Source organism: Streptomyces diacarni, from assembly GCF_003323715.1.
In the GTDB taxonomy this organism is placed as follows: Bacteria; Actinomycetota; Actinomycetes; order Streptomycetales; family Streptomycetaceae; genus Streptomyces; species Streptomyces diacarni.
In genome coordinates this window covers 27,666-45,067 of the sequence record NZ_QOIN01000060.1, presented here as the reverse complement: position 1 = coordinate 45,067, position 17,402 = coordinate 27,666, and the positions used below count along the sequence as shown (strand labels likewise).

Annotated in this window: 15 protein-coding genes and 1 pseudogene; 5 read left to right on the top strand and 11 right to left on the bottom strand. The window is 69.6% G+C overall.

What is annotated here, in order from left to right; all coding sequences use genetic code 11:
- A partial coding sequence (locus tag DTL70_RS28650; RefSeq protein ID WP_147266794.1) for a transposase occupies nt 1–140 on the top strand: 140 nt, incomplete at its 5' end.
- A 1,393-nt stretch (nt 141–1,533) separates the two neighbouring features.
- Nucleotides 1,534–1,813: pseudogene (locus DTL70_RS34545) on the top strand (transposase); the annotation flags it as partial.
- Nucleotides 1,814–2,153: 340 nt separating this feature from the next.
- Here the strand turns inward: DTL70_RS34545 and DTL70_RS28635 are convergent.
- The 3 genes from DTL70_RS28635 to DTL70_RS28625 form a co-directional block, all read right to left on the bottom strand.
- Nucleotides 2,154–2,519, bottom strand: coding sequence for a VOC family protein (locus DTL70_RS28635; protein WP_114024917.1), 366 nt, complete (start codon nt 2,517–2,519; stop codon nt 2,154–2,156).
- A gap of 10 nt (nt 2,520–2,529) precedes the next feature.
- Complete coding sequence (locus tag DTL70_RS28630) at nt 2,530–3,051, bottom strand: TetR/AcrR family transcriptional regulator (RefSeq protein WP_245979924.1); 522 nt, start codon at nt 3,049–3,051, stop codon at nt 2,530–2,532.
- A gap of 244 nt (nt 3,052–3,295) precedes the next feature.
- Entirely contained in the window at nt 3,296–3,730 is a 435-nt protein-coding gene (locus DTL70_RS28625) for an Rrf2 family transcriptional regulator (protein WP_114024916.1), read from the bottom strand.
- A 125-nt stretch (nt 3,731–3,855) separates the two neighbouring features.
- Between DTL70_RS28625 and DTL70_RS28620 the strand changes: the two genes are divergently transcribed.
- The gene (locus DTL70_RS28620) at nt 3,856–4,611 is read left to right on the top strand and encodes an SDR family NAD(P)-dependent oxidoreductase (RefSeq protein WP_114024915.1); all 756 of its coding nucleotides are present in this window, start codon (nt 3,856–3,858) and stop codon (nt 4,609–4,611) included.
- Nucleotides 4,612–4,890: 279 nt separating this feature from the next.
- Here DTL70_RS28620 and DTL70_RS28615 read toward each other — a convergent pair whose 3' ends face one another.
- Both DTL70_RS28615 and DTL70_RS28610 read right to left on the bottom strand, forming a co-directional pair.
- Nucleotides 4,891–5,502 (bottom strand): DUF998 domain-containing protein, encoded by a 612-nt coding sequence (locus tag DTL70_RS28615; RefSeq protein WP_114024914.1) that lies wholly within the window; start codon nt 5,500–5,502, stop codon nt 4,891–4,893.
- Nucleotides 5,503–5,899: 397 nt separating this feature from the next.
- A complete protein-coding gene (locus DTL70_RS28610) occupies nt 5,900–6,577 on the bottom strand; it encodes a PAS domain-containing protein (protein WP_114024913.1) in 678 nt (225 codons plus the stop codon).
- A 545-nt stretch (nt 6,578–7,122) separates the two neighbouring features.
- On the opposite strand from DTL70_RS28610, the gene DTL70_RS34855 reads away from it, so the two are divergent.
- Complete coding sequence (locus tag DTL70_RS34855) at nt 7,123–8,403, top strand: M23 family metallopeptidase (protein WP_281278735.1); 1,281 nt, start codon at nt 7,123–7,125, stop codon at nt 8,401–8,403.
- A 78-nt stretch (nt 8,404–8,481) separates the two neighbouring features.
- Here DTL70_RS34855 and DTL70_RS28600 read toward each other — a convergent pair whose 3' ends face one another.
- Nucleotides 8,482–9,219: an ABC transporter permease gene (locus tag DTL70_RS28600; RefSeq protein WP_114024912.1), complete on the bottom strand. Its 738-nt coding sequence runs from the start codon at nt 9,217–9,219 to the stop codon at nt 8,482–8,484.
- On the bottom strand, nt 9,200–10,150 hold the full coding sequence (locus DTL70_RS28595) for an ABC transporter ATP-binding protein (RefSeq protein WP_245979921.1): 951 nt from the start codon (nt 10,148–10,150) through the stop codon (nt 9,200–9,202). Before DTL70_RS28595 ends, DTL70_RS28600 begins: the two co-directional genes overlap by 20 nt.
- Nucleotides 10,151–10,686: 536 nt before the next feature.
- Here DTL70_RS28595 and DTL70_RS28590 point away from each other — a divergent pair.
- Nucleotides 10,687–11,397: a M23 family metallopeptidase gene (locus DTL70_RS28590; RefSeq protein ID WP_114024910.1), complete on the top strand. Its 711-nt coding sequence runs from the start codon at nt 10,687–10,689 to the stop codon at nt 11,395–11,397.
- A 62-nt stretch (nt 11,398–11,459) separates the two neighbouring features.
- Here the strand turns inward: DTL70_RS28590 and DTL70_RS28585 are convergent, their stop codons facing one another.
- From DTL70_RS28585 to DTL70_RS28570, 4 genes are all read right to left on the bottom strand, one after another.
- On the bottom strand, nt 11,460–12,653 hold the full coding sequence (locus tag DTL70_RS28585; protein WP_114024909.1) for a S8 family peptidase: 1,194 nt from the start codon (nt 12,651–12,653) through the stop codon (nt 11,460–11,462).
- Nucleotides 12,654–12,786: 133 nt separating this feature from the next.
- Nucleotides 12,787–13,122: an MbtH domain protein gene (locus DTL70_RS28580; RefSeq protein ID WP_114024908.1), complete on the bottom strand. Its 336-nt coding sequence runs from the start codon at nt 13,120–13,122 to the stop codon at nt 12,787–12,789.
- 112 nt (nt 13,123–13,234) lie between these two features.
- Complete coding sequence (locus tag DTL70_RS35200; RefSeq protein WP_114024919.1) at nt 13,235–13,528, bottom strand: cytochrome P450; 294 nt, start codon at nt 13,526–13,528, stop codon at nt 13,235–13,237.
- A gap of 850 nt (nt 13,529–14,378) precedes the next feature.
- Complete coding sequence (locus DTL70_RS28570) at nt 14,379–17,159, bottom strand: helix-turn-helix transcriptional regulator (RefSeq protein WP_181861126.1); 2,781 nt, start codon at nt 17,157–17,159, stop codon at nt 14,379–14,381.
- Nucleotides 17,160–17,402: the final 243 nt, after the last annotated feature.

The window sequence follows — 17,402 nt, the reverse complement described above, 5'->3', positions numbered from 1 at the left end:
AGCTCTACAAGCGGCGCAACGTCGTGGAACGGTGCTTCAACCGACTCAAGCAGTGGCGTGGCATCGCGACCCGCTACGACAAGACCGCCGAGTCCTACCAAGCAGCCGTCACCCTCGCCTCGCTCCTGATGTGGGCGTGACATTTGAAGACAACTCCTAGCAGCGTGCTGTTCAGAGGTTTTCCCAGTCGATCCGACGTCTGGGCCGCTCGCTGGAGGACGGGGTGCGACGGCCCGGTGCGGGCGTGGCTGCCGCCGGAATCCCCCTGGACCGAATGCCGGTGCACCGCATGGGTATGAGTCCGGGCCCCCGACTCGGGGGTTGCCAGGGGCCCGGGGCCTGTGTACGGCGTCTGCCGCCTCCGTCAGACGTTCCTGCCGAGGACAGCGCCAACGCGGCATTGCGCCCGCCGAATCCGAAGGAATGGCTCACCGCTGCGCTGCACCGCTGGGCCCGGCGCTGTTGCGTGACGCCGTCCAGGTCCCCTCCGGCACCCGCCTCCGCTGAGCGTTCCGCCAGGTCGGCGACGGGCGGGGGCCAGCCCGCGCTCGAAGGTGAGCACGGTCAGCGCGCCCTCGATCGCACCGGCGGCCCTGAGGACTGCGCCCCAGGACGCCCCGCGGCACTGTCACGCTCGACCGGTGCGGCAGCAGCCGGCCGATCATCGCTGCCTGGGCTGCCCCGGCTGTCTCGACCGCGTCGCCCGCGTGGTTCGCGTGGTTCGCGTGGTTCGCGTGGTTCGTCGGCGTCGCGGTGGCGCGCGCGTTGACGTGCGCGGTGTCGCCCGGCACGCGACAGACGTCGGCGGTCGCCCGGACCGCGACCTCCGCGCTCCGCCCCTGCGGGCGCGGCGCCGTGGCATGGCCGGCGTCGGTGCTCGCCCCGCGTTCGGCGAGCAGAGCCCGGGTCCGCGCGCCACGGCGCGCGGAGGCGCGGTCGCCCCGGGCGGACGTGACGTTCAGCCGGGCGCCCGGGCGCGCCCGGTGCCGTGTGGCGATCCCGGCACGGGAGCGCACCCAGACGTCCGTCACGCCCCAGTGGGCCGGCAGCTGAGCGTTGGAGATTCGTGCCGACGGTATCCAATCGCCGACCCGCTCGACCACGCAGCCATGCGCCAGCATCTCGTCCCCTTCCGCGCCTTCGCTCGTGAAGGAAACGTAGAAGGGCGGTGCGGAATCCGCCACGGCTCCGGACCTTGGGTAGGTGTTGTCCTAGTATTGCGTCCCCGGGGCGCCGGATGCGGTAAAGGCGCGGGCATCGTTCAAAACCATCTCCGCACACATTCTGGGGAATACCCTAGAAGCGTGCGCCGGACTTGTCGGTGAATACCCAGGACTTCGGTTGCCACGACGCAACGTTTCGGGTTCGTCGGACTCATACCCAGCTGTAGACCGTGACCTTGCTGGCGGGAGCCGGTGCGGGGACGGGCGCGGCCACCGCTGATCATCGTGAGTTGTGTGGACTGACGATGAGACGATGGCCGCAAGTCACAGCAGAGATCCCGTTCGCTGGCGGGAGGCTTCCGAGAGCCTGATGGGACGGATAGCGGGTCGCTTCGCGAGGGATGAGCCTCGGTGCAGGGCCGAGCGGTTGGTCCTGGGACTGCTGGCGGAGCTGCCGCGCGAAAACTGCTGGACGATCGCCGAGTGGGCCGGGGAGAAGACCCCGCACGGGATGCAGCGCCTGTTGTGCCGAGCCTCCCGGGATGCCGACGCGGTACGTGACTGACGATGTCCGCGACTACGTGGTGGAACATCTGCACGACGAGGATGCGGTGCTGGTGGTCGACGAGACCGGAGATGTGAAGAAGGGAGCACCAGGTCCTCCGCTATCCCTCCTGGGCCCGCTGGGTCACCCTTGCGATGCTCGCCCCTGCCTTCCTCGTGCCTTCCTCGCCGCTGTCCGTGCTGAGGGACACGCCCGCCGGCCCGCCCCCGGTGGGCTGCTGCCCCAGTCTTGCAACGAAATTTAGCGCCTGTTCATCGCTCTCCTCATCCGGCCCGTCCACCATGCGACTCACCGGCTCGATTGGTCCGGATGGCGCCGCCGCCATCAAGCCCGGTCCCGGGCCGGCCATTTCCGTCGGCATGAGTGTGGGCTGAGCACGGCTGTCACCGTTGCGCGGGATGTGCGATCGCAGTTCCGGCTGGCCGCTACCTGGGGGACATGACCTCGTAAAGGTTCCCGGCGTCGTCGGTGAAGTACAGGCCCCGAGGGCACAACGGGTGATCGATCCGGCCGTTGTCGGGCTCGCTGGGATCGTTGCCATAGGGCACCCCGGCGGCGTGGAGCCGGGCGAGGATCGCATCGAAGGACGATGAGTCCACGTCGAAGGCCAGGTGATGGCCGACCGGATTCTCGACGGACATGAAGTCCAGCGTCAGAGAATCGTTGACCTTCACCGGCGCGAAATGCCGATGTGCACCTCGATAGTCCAGTCCCATGACGGAGGCGAAGAAGCGTGCTGCCGCCTCGTTGTCGACGGCTGGGACGATGGTGTGGTTCAGCGTAATGGGCATGCTCCGCCTCTCAGTTCTCGACCGGCTGGGACAGGACGCCGTGCAGGAAGACGTCGACGAGGTCGCGCACTCCCAAGTGCGACGACGGATCCGCTGGCTCGCCTCCTGCCGGCGGACTGCCAGCCCCGACGAACAGCAGCCCCAGGAAGATCAGTGCTGCCTGCTCGGGAGGCAACCGCAGCGCCTCTCGCACGGGCAGGGAACCGGCCGCACGATCGGGCGGGGCCTCTGAGCTGCCGGGACGGACACCTCGCCCCCGCCCGCCTGTCGCATGAAGCGCACTGACCACCGCGCCGACACGGTCCAAGTGGGCGTGCAATGCTGAGGCGGCCTCGGTCAGCCGGGCAGCGAGCGGCTGGCCCATGGACACCAGGGCGAGTTCGTCGAGGGGGTGGGCCGGGCTGAGCGCCTCCAGCACGCATGCCTCCAGGGGTTCCTCCTTGTCCGCGAAGTCACGGAAGATGGCGCCCTCCCCGATGCCTGCGGCCTGAGCGATCTGGCGTGTCGTCACCGCGCTGCGGTGCTCGATCATGAGGGGAAGCGCAGCACGAACGATCACCTCCCGGCGACTGTCGGGGTCCATCGCCGGTGCTCTTCGCCGACTTGGTGTTGTCGTCATGGCCACAAGTATCGGAGTGAGTACTCACTCCGGTCAAGGGGGCGTCGACTCGAAGGGTGAGGCGCGCGCCCCGGCCGCGCTGCCCGATGTCTGAAGACCCCGATCTACAGCTGGAGCATCAGATGAGGATCTTGGTGATGTCAGGGCGTGACGGAGGCTAGCGAGGTGTCGCGAGTACGTCCCGGAGTACGTGCGCGAGCGTGACGCGGGCCAGCTCGTGTCTCACGGTCTCCTCGATGCCCTCGTAGATGTTTTGCATTGCCGGCTGGATGCCGTGACCCACCACGCATCCCTGGTCCGGGGTGGTGCGGTGCATGGCGAACAGCGGGCCGGGTTCCACTGCCTCGTACACGTCGAACAGGGTCATCGACTCCAGCTCGCGTGCCAGCGACCAGCCCGCGCCCACGCCCCGCCGGGACTCCACGAGCCCGGCTCTGCGCAGCTCGCCGAGGAGCCGTCTGATCACCACGGGGTTGGTGTTCGCGCTGGTCGCGATCTGCTCGGAGGTGGCGACCTCATGGCCCTGGCGCTGGTAGAGGCCGATCCAGGCCAGCGCGTGGGCGGCGATGGTCAGCCTGCTGTTGGCGCTCATGGGCTCCTCCTCTCGGTCACAACGCTTCATGTTACGGCAGTCGTAATAGTGAAGGTTGCAACAGGCTGTCGTAACAATTAACGTTGCGACCGTCGGAAAGCGGGTCAATCAACGAGGTGAGAACGATGAGCAAGCCACTCACGGGCAAGGTCGCCCTGGTCACCGGGGGATCGCGCGGACTGGGAGCCGCGACTGTACGACTGCTGGCCGAGCAGGGCGCCGACGTCGCCTTCACCTACGTCAGCTCCGAGAAGCAGGCGCGGGCCGTCGTCGACGAGGTGCACGGCAAGGGAGCCAAGGCGGTCGCCTTCAAGTCCGACCAGGCGGACACGAGCCGGGCGCCGGCGCTGATCGACGACGTGGTCGCGCACTTCGGCGGCCTGGACATCCTCGTCAACAACGCGGCGATCTCGGTGGAGCAGGGCCGCACGGTGGACGACCCGGATGCCAACACCGCCGCACTGGACCGGATGCACGCCACCAACTACCTCGGCGTGATCGCCGTCATCCGGGCCGCCTCCCGAGTTCTGCGCACGGGCGGCCGCATCGTCACGGTGAGTTCCGGACTGGGCTCCCGGGTCGGCGTCCCGGGCGTTGCCGACTACTCGGCGACCAAGTCAGGCATCGAGAGGTACACCATGGGGGTCGCACGTGACCTCGGGCCCCGCGACATCACGGCCAACGTCGTGGAAGCCGGGCTGATGGACAGCGACATGCAACCGCCGGACCCGGACACCCTCAAGGCCCTGCTCAGCTCGCTGTCCCTGCAACGCATGGGGCACCCCGACGAAATCGCCGAGGCGATCGCCTTCCTGGCGAGCCCCGCCGCGTCGTACATCACGGGCGCGGTGCTGGACGCCCACGGCGGCTACAACGCCTGACCCCGAACCCCTGCCGCGCGCCCCGAAGGGCATCGCGTCTTCGGGGTGCACACCGCCAACGACCCGCGTGTGCGTGGACGCGCCCGAAGAAGTCCGGATCGTGGTCGTGTTACGAGCTCTAAGGACTGTCCCGCACTTGATCTTGGACTCGGGGTGCACGCGGTTCTCCCCGGCGCGGCTTGCCCGCCTATCCGGCGAGGGCGAGAGTGTGGGATCCACGGTCGGCGCACCAGCCACGGGAAGATCATCTCTGCTGTGAGCGGCGACAGGAGGTGACCGTCAGGTGTGCAGAACGCGTGCGCCGAGCAGCGTCTGCCAGGTCCAGCCGATCGTGAGTGCGACCCGTTGGAGCAGTCCGCCCAGATCGACCCAGCGTTCATGCTGGCTGAACGCGGCACTGGCCAGCGTCATCGTGGTTGCGAAGAGCGCACCGCTGGCGGTCGAGTAGAGGGCCCAGCCTGGCGAGTTGGACAGGGCGAAGACGAAACAGGCTACGGCGAGGGCGAGGAATCCGATGAGAGAGAACAGGTCGTGCAGAGCCCCGACGCGGGTGGGGTGCTGAAGCTGATCGGGGGTGCCGACTGGGTAACCGCTCACCGGATCCGTGCGGAAGGCGCCTGCGCCCAGCAGTCCGACCGCCCATACGCCGATCAGGAGTGCACCCCAGTGGGAGGGTCCGGTACGCCACAGGCCTACTGCGAAGAGCAGCGACAGTAAACCCGCGACGAGGAAGTTGGCGGTCTGCGCCCACCCGGCGGGGCCGAGCGCGAGCGAACTGACGGGATGGCGGGAGGATTTGTAGTGCACACGGCCGGCGCCTTCCAGCAGGTAGGTGGCAGTGAAGAGCGGGCCGGCGGCCATCCCGCAGGCAAGCAGCGGTTGATCACCCATCGCGTCAACCTACATTGACACGATGGGTGCGTCAACCGTTGTTGATGCACGGGTGGGACGGCATCAGCCATCTTCGGTAGGTCACCTGAGGGGAGTTCTCAGCCTCCGGGCAGAGCGAGATCCCGCCTTCCCCGCCGACCGCGTGCGGCGTCCGTAACGCGACCGGCACGCCGAGCACGTAGTGCTCACACTTGGCGACCGGCCGCGCACCTGCTCGCCGCCGAGCCGATGACGTGGAGACCACCGGTCTGCTGCTCAGCGCCTTGGCCGCGACGCTCCACCGGGTCACCGGCAGCGGGGATGTGCTGATCGCCGTCCCCCCGCCGGTGCGCAACTCGGTCCCTGCGCACGGTGGGGGAGCGGCCCGGCCCCGGGTGATGCCCACGGCGTGGCGGTGTCAGTTGCGTATGCACTCGGGGAGCACCTTGGGCGGCCAGCAGCCGATGCTGAAGATCCCCATCGAGTACGCTTTCGCGGCCAGCGCGGTGCGGTTGGGCACCTTGAACTGCCTCAGGAGAAGGCTGACGTGGTACTCGATGCCCTGGCGGCTGAGGAACAGCTTCGCCGCCAGTCGCACGGTCGGATCACCCGCGGCCACGCCTTCCAGAACCCGTGAGGTGAGGCCCGTCAGCTTCACCTGCCCCCGGGCCAGCGGGAGCGCTTCATCCGTGCGTTCCGGTGCGAACTGCACCACGATCGACTGCATCTTGCCCGCGCTGTCGTCGACCGGGAACGCGGCCAGCTGCCCGACGATGCCGGTGTTCTCGAAACGCGTGGCGAGGGGTTGGCATGCGACCCGGGTGTGGTCGCCCTGAACGAGCAGTTCGAACTGACGGAGCAGGTGCTGTCTGACACTCAGGTGGAGCAACTCGGCAAAGCTGTGGTTCCTTATGACCGCGCGCGGGCGGCCGCACTGCTCACTGAAGACGTCGTTCACCGCGCGCACCCGAAGAGCAGGGTCGAGGACGGCCAGACCGATGCCCGTCTTTTCGAAAAGAGAAAGCAGCACGTCCCCGTATTCTTCACCGCTGATTACCGCGTCCGTCAGCGGCGGTGGGGGAATGTATGCGCCCATGCCGGTTCTCTCCGCACAATGAGCCGGCTCAGAAGGCAGTACCTGCGGCTCGACGGGAAAAGGCGCTTGCGTAAGTGAGTTGGCTGCCTGCACGCTAGTCCCCCATGTTTGGATCGGAATATTTCGCTCGGGATCGGGATTCGCCTCGGCAGGCTAGGCAGGGGCCACCACAGGGGTCAACGTCTGGGGCCCCCTATCCCCGGTGCCTCCTCCCCTATGTCGGCTCGTGAGAGACCTTGAGCGGCGGCTCGACGGGAGCCCCGGAACGCGGTGGGTAATGCGGCGGGTGATCGCAAGAAGCTGTCCGGAAAGTCTGGGGAACCAACCAGAACTTCTGTGAAACGTCCTCATTCTGCCGTACGGGGGGCCGCTTGCGGAAGGCTCTGTCCTGTCAGCGGTTCCAGCGGCGACGCCGGTCGGCGGCCACCTGGTCCAACCCACCGCAGAGAAGGGAAGTCCGTGTGCGCCGTCATGCCTTCGGGCGGCGGCTTTTGTATCCACCGGAGGCATCGTCTCCCCGTGACCCTTGACGGGAGTTCACTCATATGGCCGTCGCACTCGTCAGCGGTGTCCTGATCCTCGCCGTGCTGGCAGCGGCGCACTGGTACCACTACCTACGCCTCGTCAGGGACACCACCCGCGCCGGCAGCGGATGGCGGCGGGCCGGCACCGTACTCGCCGTGCTGGCCCCGACGCTCACCGCGGTGCTGCTGACGATCGGGCCGGCGGAGCCCAGCATCGCCCTGCGCCGCCTCGCGGATGCCACAGCGTCCTTCTGGCTTCCCGTGTTGCTCTGGCTCACCCTCGTACTGCTCCTGGGGGAGGCGGCCCGCCCCCTGCTCCGCCGCGCCCTGGCCCGGCGGGCCGCCCGGCCGGCTGAGGCGTCCCGACCGGTACCCGACGCGCCCGGCGCGCCCCGGTCGGCAGCCGACTCGGCCGGCGCGCCCCGGTCGGTACCCGACGCGCCCGGCGCGCCGCAGCCGCCGCCCGGCGCAGCCGGGGCGCCGCACGGGGCTCCAAGCGCGGTGGACCCCGACGCTTCCCGGCGGCTTTTCGTCGCGCGCACCGTCGCGCTCGGTGCCGCGGTCCTCGCCGCCGGAGGCGCGGTCGCGAGCCGGACTGGAGGGGGACCGTCGCAGGGGCGCGACGTCCGTGGCCTCGAGATCGCGATGCCCTTCACCGGTCGGTGGCTGACCCAGAACAGCCCGGCGCGGCAGGTGCCGAGTCATGGCACCGACTCGTTGGGCGGTCGCTACGCCATCGACTTCGTCGCCGTGGACGACCGGTCCCGCACGGCCGCCGACCGCAGTTGGCGCACCTTCCTCGGTACCGAGCGGCCGGAGATCTTCCACGCCTTCGGCCGGCCGATCACCGCACCGGTCACCGGCACGGTCGTCGCGGTCCACGACGGAGAGACCGATCACGCCGCGCGGCGTTCGCAACTGGCGCTGCTGCCCTACATGATGGGCGAGGGGGGACGGCTGCGCCGCGGAGTGAACGGTGTCGCCGGCAACCATGTGATCATCGCGGTGTCCGAGCACGGCCCGTTCGTCGCACTGGCGCACTTCAGGACGGGGTCCGTGCGGGTGACCACCGGCCAGAAGGTGGCCGAGGGAGAACACATCGCGGACTGCGGCAACTCCGGCAACTCAACCCAGCCACACATCCACATTCAGGCCATGGACAGCGACGACCTCTCTGTGGCTCGTGGCGTGCCCATGGTGTTCCGGCGCTTTCGGGAGTGGCCGTCGGGGACGGGCGCAGGCCGCGTCCGCGAGCGCGCCATGCCGGGGGAGGAAGTGGTCGTGGAGCCGCTGCGGTCATAGCGGTCCGGCGGGCCGGAAAACGAACGAACCCCTCCCGCCGCGCCAGGGCGCGGCGGGAGGGGTTCCCGTGGGGAAGCCTCACGGCCTCCTGGCCGTCATCCGGTACGTGACCAGGAAACCGATCACGGCCCAGATGGCGAGGACGGCGAAGGAGAGGAGACCGACCCCGCCCGCCGGTGTGTTCAGCGTGTCCCGCACGGCGTCGGCCATGTACTGGAAGGGGAGCACCTTGTGCACTGTCTCGAACCAGTCGGGCAGCCGGGACGCCGGGAAGGTGATGGGCGAGAACATCAGCGCGATGAACACCACCAGCTGGGACACCAGCCGGGCGACCGGCGGCGCCATACCGTAACCGATGCCGTAGCCGAGGCCGATGGCGGTGAAGGCGGTCAGCAGCGCCGCCGGGATGACCAGCGGACTGATGTCGAGCGTCAGGTCGAAGCGGAGCGCGGCCACCACGAGCGCGGCCACGATGCCAGGCAGCGCGGTGAACAGCGCCACCGTGGCGTCCGACGCGATGAGGGCGGTCCTCGGCACCGGCAGCGACCGGTTGAAGTCGAAGATGCCCTCCTGCTTCGCGGAGGCGACCTCCTGCGGGCCGATCACCATGCCGACGGTGATGAGGCCCAGCACCGGGGCGCCGGTCGCGAAGTAGAGCGCGGTGGCGTCGTCCACCTGCGGCACCAGGTAGGCGAAGCCGATGATGATGCCCACCGCGAGACAGGTCTGGATGACGAGGTTGAGGACCAGGTTCGCCCGGCTTCGCAGCGCCGTCCACCCGAGTAGCAGGCCGTAACTACGCAGCCAGTGGTTCACCTTGCGCCCCTTTCTCGGCTTCGAGAGCGGCCTCGTCGCCGGACAACTGCACGTACACGTCTTCCAGGCCGACCGGCACGAGCGCGAACTCGTCGATGTCCCCCTTGTCGCGCAACTGCTGGGCCCAGGCCAAGGCAGGCGACGCCGCGTCGGAGTCCAGGGGCACCACCAGCCGCCGGGTGCTGTTCATCGTCGGACCCGCGGCGGTGATGTGGTCCGGCAGCTTCGGCAGGTCTCCGTCGGTGGCCGCCGTCAGTTCCAGCCGGAACTCGCCGACCGCCCGGGAGCGCAGCTGCGCGGGCGTGCCCTCCGCCACGACCTTGCCGGAGGCCATCACGACGATGCGGTCCACGCTGCGCTCCGCCTCGATCACGTTGTGCGTGACGAGCAGTACGGCACAGCCGCGGTTGGCGAGTTCCCGGATCTGCTCCCACAGGAGCCTGCGCCGCACGGGGTCGACGTCGTTGGTCGGCTCGTCGAGCATCACGACCCGGCCGGGCCCCGCCGCCGCGGCCATCGCGAAGGCGGTCAGCCGGCGGACGCCCCCGGAGAGTTTCTCCCCTGTGGTGTCGGCCCACGCCTCGATGTCCAGGGCGGCGATCAGCTCGTCGGTCCTGGCCCGCGCGGCCTGCTTGTCCAGGCCACGGATGCGGGCCAGAGTCCTGGTGGCCTGGCGCGGTGTCACGCCGGCGAGCGGCGCGTGGGCCTGCGGCATGATCGAGACCATTCTGCGCACCTTGGCGGGCTCTGCGACCGGGTCGATCCCGCTCACCCGGATGGTGCCGGACGTCGGCATCGCCAGGCCCGCGACCTGGTTGATCAGGGTGGTCTTTCCCGCGCCGTTGTGCCCCAGGAGGCCGACCACCTCGCCTGCCTCGACGTGCAAGCTGATGCCGTCGTTGGCACGTGTGCTGCCGCGATAGCACTTCACGAGATCTTCGATAATCAGCAATTTCCTGCCCGTCGCCCGGAGGAGATTCAAGAATCCGCGACTGTAGGTGCGGCTGCCCGACTCGCTGCCGGCCCGTTCCTGCGGAGTCGCGTACGGATTCGCCGACCATGCTCCTGGTGGCTCCGGAGAGTTGCCAGTGCTGCTCCCCAGCACTGTAAGAAACCCCAGAATTTCTCGATCAGTATTGCCGTCTTCGTTCGTCGAAGAGTTGAGAGCCCTGGTGATCGCGGGGGCAACAGCGCAGCTCAGGTACGGTCAGCCGGCTGCCACACAGCGACAGAATCGCTTCCGACCGAAAGGGAACCGCGATCTCCGGCGAGGAGCTATTCCGGCCGGATGACGCACAGTGACCTCCGCGGTGGATCGGCGGTGGCGTCGGCTCGGCCGGCCACGCCTCCCAGAGAGCCAGCCACGCCTTCCAGAGCGCCGGCCACGCTCCGAGAGAGCCGGCCACACACCCGGAGCGATGGAGAGAACAGGCCGCGCGCGCCGACCCGCTCACCTATGCTGACGCCATGGCTGCCGAGGAATCGCCGTTGCCAGGTCGAAATACCCGGGCCGTCGAGCTCTCCTTGCCGTTCACGGGGCGCTGGCTGATCGAGAACAGTCCGGCCCGGCGGGTCCCGAGTCATGGCACGGACCTGTTCGGTGGGCGCTACGCCATCGACTTCGTCGGCGTGGACGAGCGTCACCGTACCTCCGGCGTCAGCGACTGGCGGACCCTCTTCGCCACCGAGCCGCCGGAGCGCTTCGTCGCCTTCGGCCGGCCGTTGCTCGCGCCCGGCGGCGGCACCGTCGTCGCGGTGCACGACTCCGAGCCCGACCACGAAGCGCGGCGTTCCCAGCTGACACTGGTGCCCTACGCGTTCGGCCAGGCGGGCCGGGCGCGGCGCGGCGTCGGCGCCATCGCCGGCAACCACGTGGTCATCGCGCTGTCCGAGGTCGCCGCGTATGTCGTCCTGGCGCACTGCAAGGCCGACTCCGTGCGGGTGTCCCCGGGCCAGCGGGTGACCGAGGGACAACACATCGCGGACTGCGGCAACTCGGGCAACTCGACCCAGCCGCATGTACACCTTCAGGTCATGGACACGCGCGACCCGGTCACCGCCCGCGGCGTGCCCGTGGAGTTCCGGCGCTATCGCGAATGGCCCCGGGGGACGGGCCAGGCCTGGATCCGGGAGCACGGTGTGCCGGGTGAGGGCGCTGTGGTGGAGCCGCTCGCCTGAGACAGGGCCCGGGGGCTGGGCCCGGCCTCAGACGAGGTCGGTGCGCGGTCGGCGAGCCCGGACTACCGGGCGATCTGGAGCAGCTTGTTGGGTGTGCCGTCGGTGGGCACACCGGTCAGGACGCCGTCCACGGCCGCAGCGTCCAGCGCACCGGCCACCTCGTCCGGCGTGGCCTTCGGGTGCCGACTCAGGTAGATCGCGGCGGCGCCGGAGACGTGGGCGGCGGAGACGGTGGTGCCCGAGTCCGTGGTCGTCCCGCCACCCGGCCGGTCGGACGTGATGTCCACTCCGGGCGCGTACAGGTCGAGGCCCGTGCCGTGGTTGCTGAAGGTTGCCACCGTGTCCTGGCAGTCCGAGGAGCCTACGGTGATGCCCTCGCGTACCCGGGCCGGGGAGGCGTTGTCGACATCGTCGGTGTCCGCTCCCGCCTCCAGTACGTACGTCACCCCGGACGCGATGGACTTGCGCACCGCGTCGTCGAGCACGTCGTCCGGGGGGAGGCCGATGACGAAGTTCGCCACCGACGGGCCCGAGGCGTGCTCGGTGACCCAGTCGATCCCGGCCAGCACCCCGGCGATGGTGCCGCCGCCGGACGCGTCGAGCACCTTGACCGAGATCAGGTTCGTCTTCTTGGCCACCCCGTACGTGGTGCCGCCGATGATGCCGGCCATGGAGGTGCCGTTGCCCAACTCGTCGCCGCCATCCCCGCCGAAGGCGTCGAAACCGGGTTTGGCACGGGGCGCGTAGTCGGGGTGGTCGTAGTCGATGCCCGAGTCGATCAGGTAGACGTCCACACGGGAACCGGCCTCGGACGGGTAGGTGTAGGAGCCGTCCAGGGGCAGCCTGCGCTGGTCGATACGGTCGAGACCGCAGGTCGGCTCGGACTGCGACACGGTCTTGTGCCGCTTCGGCCGGTGCACTCGGGTGTTCTGCTCCACCAGGCGCACGGACGGGTCGGCGGACAGGCGGCGCGCCTGCTCCTCGCTGGCGTGGACCAGCATCCCGTTGAGCGCGCTGTCGTACCGTTGTTGTACCCGCGCACCGTACTTCGCGGCCACGTCAGGCCGGGCACCCTCGTCGAGCACCACCAGGTAGCTGTTGCTCACCGCCCGGTCGCTGGCGGCGTTGACGACGTGCCCGACGGCGGCGTGGGCGGGCTCGGGCGCGGCGGCGGCAATGCTCGTGCTGAGCAGAGCGCCGATCGCCAGTACGGTGAGGGCGCGGGTGTAGCGGACAGCCGGCGATGATGCCTGCACAGTTCCTCCTGGTGAGCTCAGGGGTTGATGACAGATCGGGGTGGCTGCTCCCGGCGCGCAGGGAGCAGCCACCCCGAGGTCCACCCGGACCGTGCCGGCCGTCTCTGGGCGGCCGGCGGTCCGCCGGATCGGCCTAGATGTGCGCCGCTTCGAGCGCCACCAGGTGACCGGTGCCGCTCAGCGTGGCCATGTCGACATCGGCGACACAGCGCACCTTCACGTAGTTGAGCGTGAGGGTCCCTTCGATGTGCGCGATGCCCGTGCCGTTCGCGAAGTCCGCCTTGCTGAGGTCGGTACGGGTGTCGTCGATACGCACGCCGAGATCCGTACCGCCGTTGGTGGTGACGAACTTGATGAACACATAGCCCATCTTGGTGATGCGCCGCTGGAGCTCCCCCACGGAGGGGGACGGGCCGCCGACTATGACGTTCTGACCTTCTACGGACAGGCGCTCTACCAGCTCGTCCATGATTGGATCCTCCACATCTGCTACGGGCTCTTGCCTGGTACGCCGACACACTCAGCGGTGGCGGGTGGGGATCGCGGACCTGTCGGGGCGCACGACTTTCCAGCGCGCGGCATCAACGTGTTCCGCAGCGCGTCGCCAGCGGGCCCGGTTCGAGGGCGGTCCTCGGCTCCGGTTCCGGGCATACGCCTGGGACCGGACGCGGTGGCCACCCGGCCGCGGCCCTCTGCGCCGTACCGGTGAGGGGCAGCACGTCGCCGGTGCACCTGTGGCTGCCCGCCCCGGAGGGCGGCAGCGCACCGCGCGGCGGCCCCTTGCCGGCCCGCGCCTTCTCCCAGCGCTCGGGATCGAACGTTTCGGGGCACCGGACCGGATCCGGGTTGCGGTGCAGGGAGTAGGCGCTGTACAGGTCCCTCGCCCCGCGCCGGGATGGCCCGGCCGCCGAGTTCGACGTCCTCCGACGCTACCCATGTCGCCGTCCAGGACGGCGGGTACAGCCGCTCGATGATGGCGTTGCGCAGGGCGGGTTGGCGCCCCCGGGTCGGCTCGCCCCTGCGCTCCGCGTCGGCGAGAGCGACATGGTCCTCACTCATCCACGGCCGGTCCTCCGCCAGGAGGCCCGGCCGGCCGGAGACCGTGCGGACGTTGTCGTCGTCGGACTCGGCCATCGCTCCAAGCCGACGCAGACCTGCCTGCACCGGTCGGACGCTCGTCATCAACGGCGGACCTCCTCTCGGTCTCTCGGTGGAAACGCGGCGACGCGGCTCGGTCGGCCGGCTGACGTACGGCTGGAACGGATGAGGGATGTTCCGGAGGTCGGGTGCGCACAGGACAGTGCTCGACGACGGCCGGACGGAGGGGGCCGGAGGACGTCAGGCCGTCGGGGTAGCCGGTGAAATGCTGATCCGGCCACAGCGTAGGCAGGGTCCTGCCCGGCTGCCACGGTTGCGAACCAGTCGTAGAAGATGCCCTAGTTGTGCTGTGGCGCGCGGCCGGTACGGGCCCCCCTCGGGCCGCCCCTCCGCCGAGGGAGAACCGGCAGTGCGGGCAGGCCCCGCGCAAGCAGCCTGCTGCGTGAGGTGAACGGGGCCGGTCGGGGCAGGAGGCGAGCGTGGAGCGGTCGACAGCGGCCGGCCCGGCGGAGCACCGGTCGCCGATGCACAGCCGCGGGCGGGCCGGCTGCCAGGCCATGGCTCTTCGAGGACAACTCTTCCGCAGGTGGGCACCTGCACGGCGAGCGCCTTCCGTGAGCAGGTCTGCTACGGGTCAACGTGTGCGGACGCGGAAGGCGAGGGCAGCTCGATGTCGAGCTCGAGATCGAGTGGTAATGCGTCGCGGCTCTTCACGTTCAGTTTGCGGAAGGCCTTGGTGAGGTGCTGCTCGACCGTGCTCACCGTGACGTAGAGCTTCTGGGCTATCTCGCGGTTGCTGTAGCCGAGGCCCGCGAGCGCGGCGACCTTACGCTCGGCGACCGTGAGGGTGCGCGGCGGGCTCTCGGCGGGAGACCGCTCCGCTCTTCCGCCGGAGTGTCCCTGGGAACCCCGGGTCTGCTGGTCCTGCTTCGATGCGGCGGCCTGTGTCGGCACGTCCGGCAGGCCGATCACTTCCGCCAGCCGGCCGGCCCTGCGCAGCAGCATCCGGGCCTTCTGGGGATTGCCGCCGGCCTCGTAGGCGTAGCCGAGGTCGGTCAGGGTCTGGACGAGAGGCAGCCGTGCCCCGCAGGCGTGCAGCACCTCAGCGGCCTCCTTCAGCAGCCGTGGACGCTCCCGGCGGTCGGCGGTCTGGGCCAGCAGCCGCAGCGCCATGCCGTAGGCGGGAGTGGTATGCGACCTGGCACGGGCGATCTGTTGCTTGGCGTACGAGCGCGCCGCCTCGGTGTCGCCCAACTGGAGGAGCACCTCTGCCAGCTGGCTGCGCCAGGGGAGGAACGCGGGTGCGTCGATGTCCCACGACGCCATGAGCCTGCCGCAGTAGCGGAAGTCGGCGAGCGCGGCGTGCGGCTGCCCGACGGCCAGGTAGTACTGGCCGCGGGCCTGGAGGTACTGGAGCCCGAAGCGGGTCTGGAACATCGCCTCCGGCACCCGCCTCCTGAGGTGGCCGCGAGCGGCCGTCACGTCGCCACGCGCCGTGGCCGCGCTCACGAGGATGCCGATCGGCGCGCCGATACCCACCCCCCAGCCGTCCGGTCCGAGCAGCGTCAGGGCGCCCTCGGCATTCCGCGTGGCGTCGGGAAGAGCGCCCTTGCGAAGGTCGATCTCGGCGCGGCAGGCCATGAGCTGAGCCTGCCAGCGCGGCACGCCGCGCCGCGCGGCCTCGGCGAGCAGGTCGTCACACCAGCGTGCCGCCTGCGGGAGCTGCCCCGAGAAGACGAGGGTCTGGAGCACCGACATGACGGCCTCGAAGAACTCGTCCGACAGCGGGATGTTGTGCAGGATCTGCTCAGCCATGCGGCTACAGGAGCCGTCGGTGTCCACGCCTTCCCTGAGCAGAGTGCTGAGCATCTCGGCGGCCTGGACCGGGAAACCCGACGGCAGCGGGACGCAGTCCTTGGGGCAGTACGACCCTTCCTGGCGGCCGGGGGGCAGGAAGGAGGGGTACGTGTGTCTGAGCAGGCGTCCGGTGGTGAGGAGCACACCGTCGGGCGGTCCGTCGGAGGCGTGATACGCGCGCCCCAGCCAGTCGACGAGTTCCTCGGCGTCCTGGGTGAAGCCGTGCCACAGTGCGAAGCGCAGCAGGTCGGCCACCTGAGGCACCGACAGCAGTCCCTGGCGGTGTGCCCGCATCAGCGCCGCCCAGTGGTGGACCGCTGCTGCCGGATCGCTGCGCCGCTTGGCCACGACGAGCAGCATCGAAAGCCCCGCCCGCTCCCGGGGTTCGGCACGCCCGTGCAGCGCGAACTCCAGGTAGCGGATCGCGGTTTCGTCGTCGTCCTTCGCCAGCGCCTCTTCCGCCGCCCGCCGCAGCTCGGCGACGGCCCAGCTCTTGTCGGCGCTGCGGGAGGCGACCAGGTGGTCGGCGGCCCGGCCGCACGGACGGCCGCGGTACAGCAGCAGCGCGGCGCGGAAGTGCAGGTCGGCGAGGACGCCCGGGTCCACATCGTCGTACACGGCGGCACGGGCCGCCGGGTGCCGGAAGCGGCCGCCAGTGGTCAGGCCGAGTCGTTCGATCCGCTGGAGTGCGCGCCTCACCGGGCGCGGCTGCTTCTCCAGCATGTGCGCGATCTGCTGGGCGGAACCTGCGATGTCCAGGACGGCCAGGGCGCGGGCCACCTCGAGCACCTCGTGGCCGCTGCGGTACAGGCACGTCAGCACCGCCTGCCGGTAGCTCTCGCCGACCGCCCATCCGTCGCGGTCGGCGTACTCCAGCGAGTCGACGTAGTCCTCCGCCAGCGCACGGACCAGCAACTGGTTGCCGCCCGTAGTGTCGTGTACCTCCTCGGCGACCTGCTGCGCAATCGACGTGCCGAGGTGCTCGGCCAGCACCTCGCGTACGCCGGCGACCGACAGGTGTGCGAGCGGCACGCGCCGGAAGTGGCTCTGCCGTACCAGCTCCATCCGGTACACGGAGCGCACCGACCAGTCGCACGTGGACTCGGCGAGCACGAGCATGAGCCGGCTCGACCTGTTGCGGTGCGCCACCTTCAGCAGGCAGCGGATGGAGGGCTTGTCTGCGTAGTGGACGTCGTCGACCACCACGACCAGCGGGGTGTCCTCGGCGAGTTCGAGCAGTGCCGCCGCGGCGCAATGGGCGCAGTCCGCCATCTGTCCGGTGCCGAGCAGGCCCTGCAGCCGGTCGCGGGGCCACGGTGTCTCCTCGAACAACTGGCGCAGCACACCGAAGGGTTCGCCGTGCGCCGCAGGTGGCGCGGTGGCGAAGAGCGGCCACACACCGTCGGCGTGCCGGTCGCAGAAGGCCCGTAGCAGCGTGGTCTTCCCGCTTGCCACCGTGCCGCTGAGCAGGACGACCCTGCCCCGGCCCGAGGAACTCTCGACAAGATCCTCATCGAGGAGTTCGAACTCGCGTGTTCGCTCAGCTATCACCACTTGCGGCTACCCCCGTATGCCGGCAGGGCAGCTACGGGGTCAGTGGCATCAACGAATCACGTGCCCCCGTGCACTGCCCATCGATACTTACGAACATGTTTCGCGAAGTGTATCCCGGCCCTCCAAACGCTGTTCGTTGATGTTTTGACAATTGTCCGAACGGCAGATGACGTGCGTTCCCGCATGGCGGATACCGTCCGATGCCCCGCTTACCAGGCATGACGGCACCCTGAAGGCGAT

Coding starts and splice junctions, on each gene's coding strand:
- DTL70_RS28635 (WP_114024917.1), bottom strand. CDS start 2,519: ATGCCCATTACGCTGAACCACACCATCGTCCCAGCCGTCGACAACGAG.
- DTL70_RS28630 (WP_245979924.1), bottom strand. CDS start 3,051: ATGATCGAGCACCGCAGCGCGGTGACGACACGCCAGATCGCTCAGGCC.
- DTL70_RS28625 (WP_114024916.1), bottom strand. CDS start 3,730: ATGAGCGCCAACAGCAGGCTGACCATCGCCGCCCACGCGCTGGCCTGG.
- DTL70_RS28620 (WP_114024915.1), top strand. CDS start 3,856: ATGAGCAAGCCACTCACGGGCAAGGTCGCCCTGGTCACCGGGGGATCG.
- DTL70_RS28615 (WP_114024914.1), bottom strand. CDS start 5,502: ATGGGTGATCAACCGCTGCTTGCCTGCGGGATGGCCGCCGGCCCGCTC.
- DTL70_RS28610 (WP_114024913.1), bottom strand. CDS start 6,577: ATGGGCGCATACATTCCCCCACCGCCGCTGACGGACGCGGTAATCAGC.
- DTL70_RS34855 (WP_281278735.1), top strand. CDS start 7,123: ATGGCCGTCGCACTCGTCAGCGGTGTCCTGATCCTCGCCGTGCTGGCA.
- DTL70_RS28590 (WP_114024910.1), top strand. CDS start 10,687: ATGGCTGCCGAGGAATCGCCGTTGCCAGGTCGAAATACCCGGGCCGTC.
- DTL70_RS28580 (WP_114024908.1), bottom strand. CDS start 13,122: ATGGACGAGCTGGTAGAGCGCCTGTCCGTAGAAGGTCAGAACGTCATA.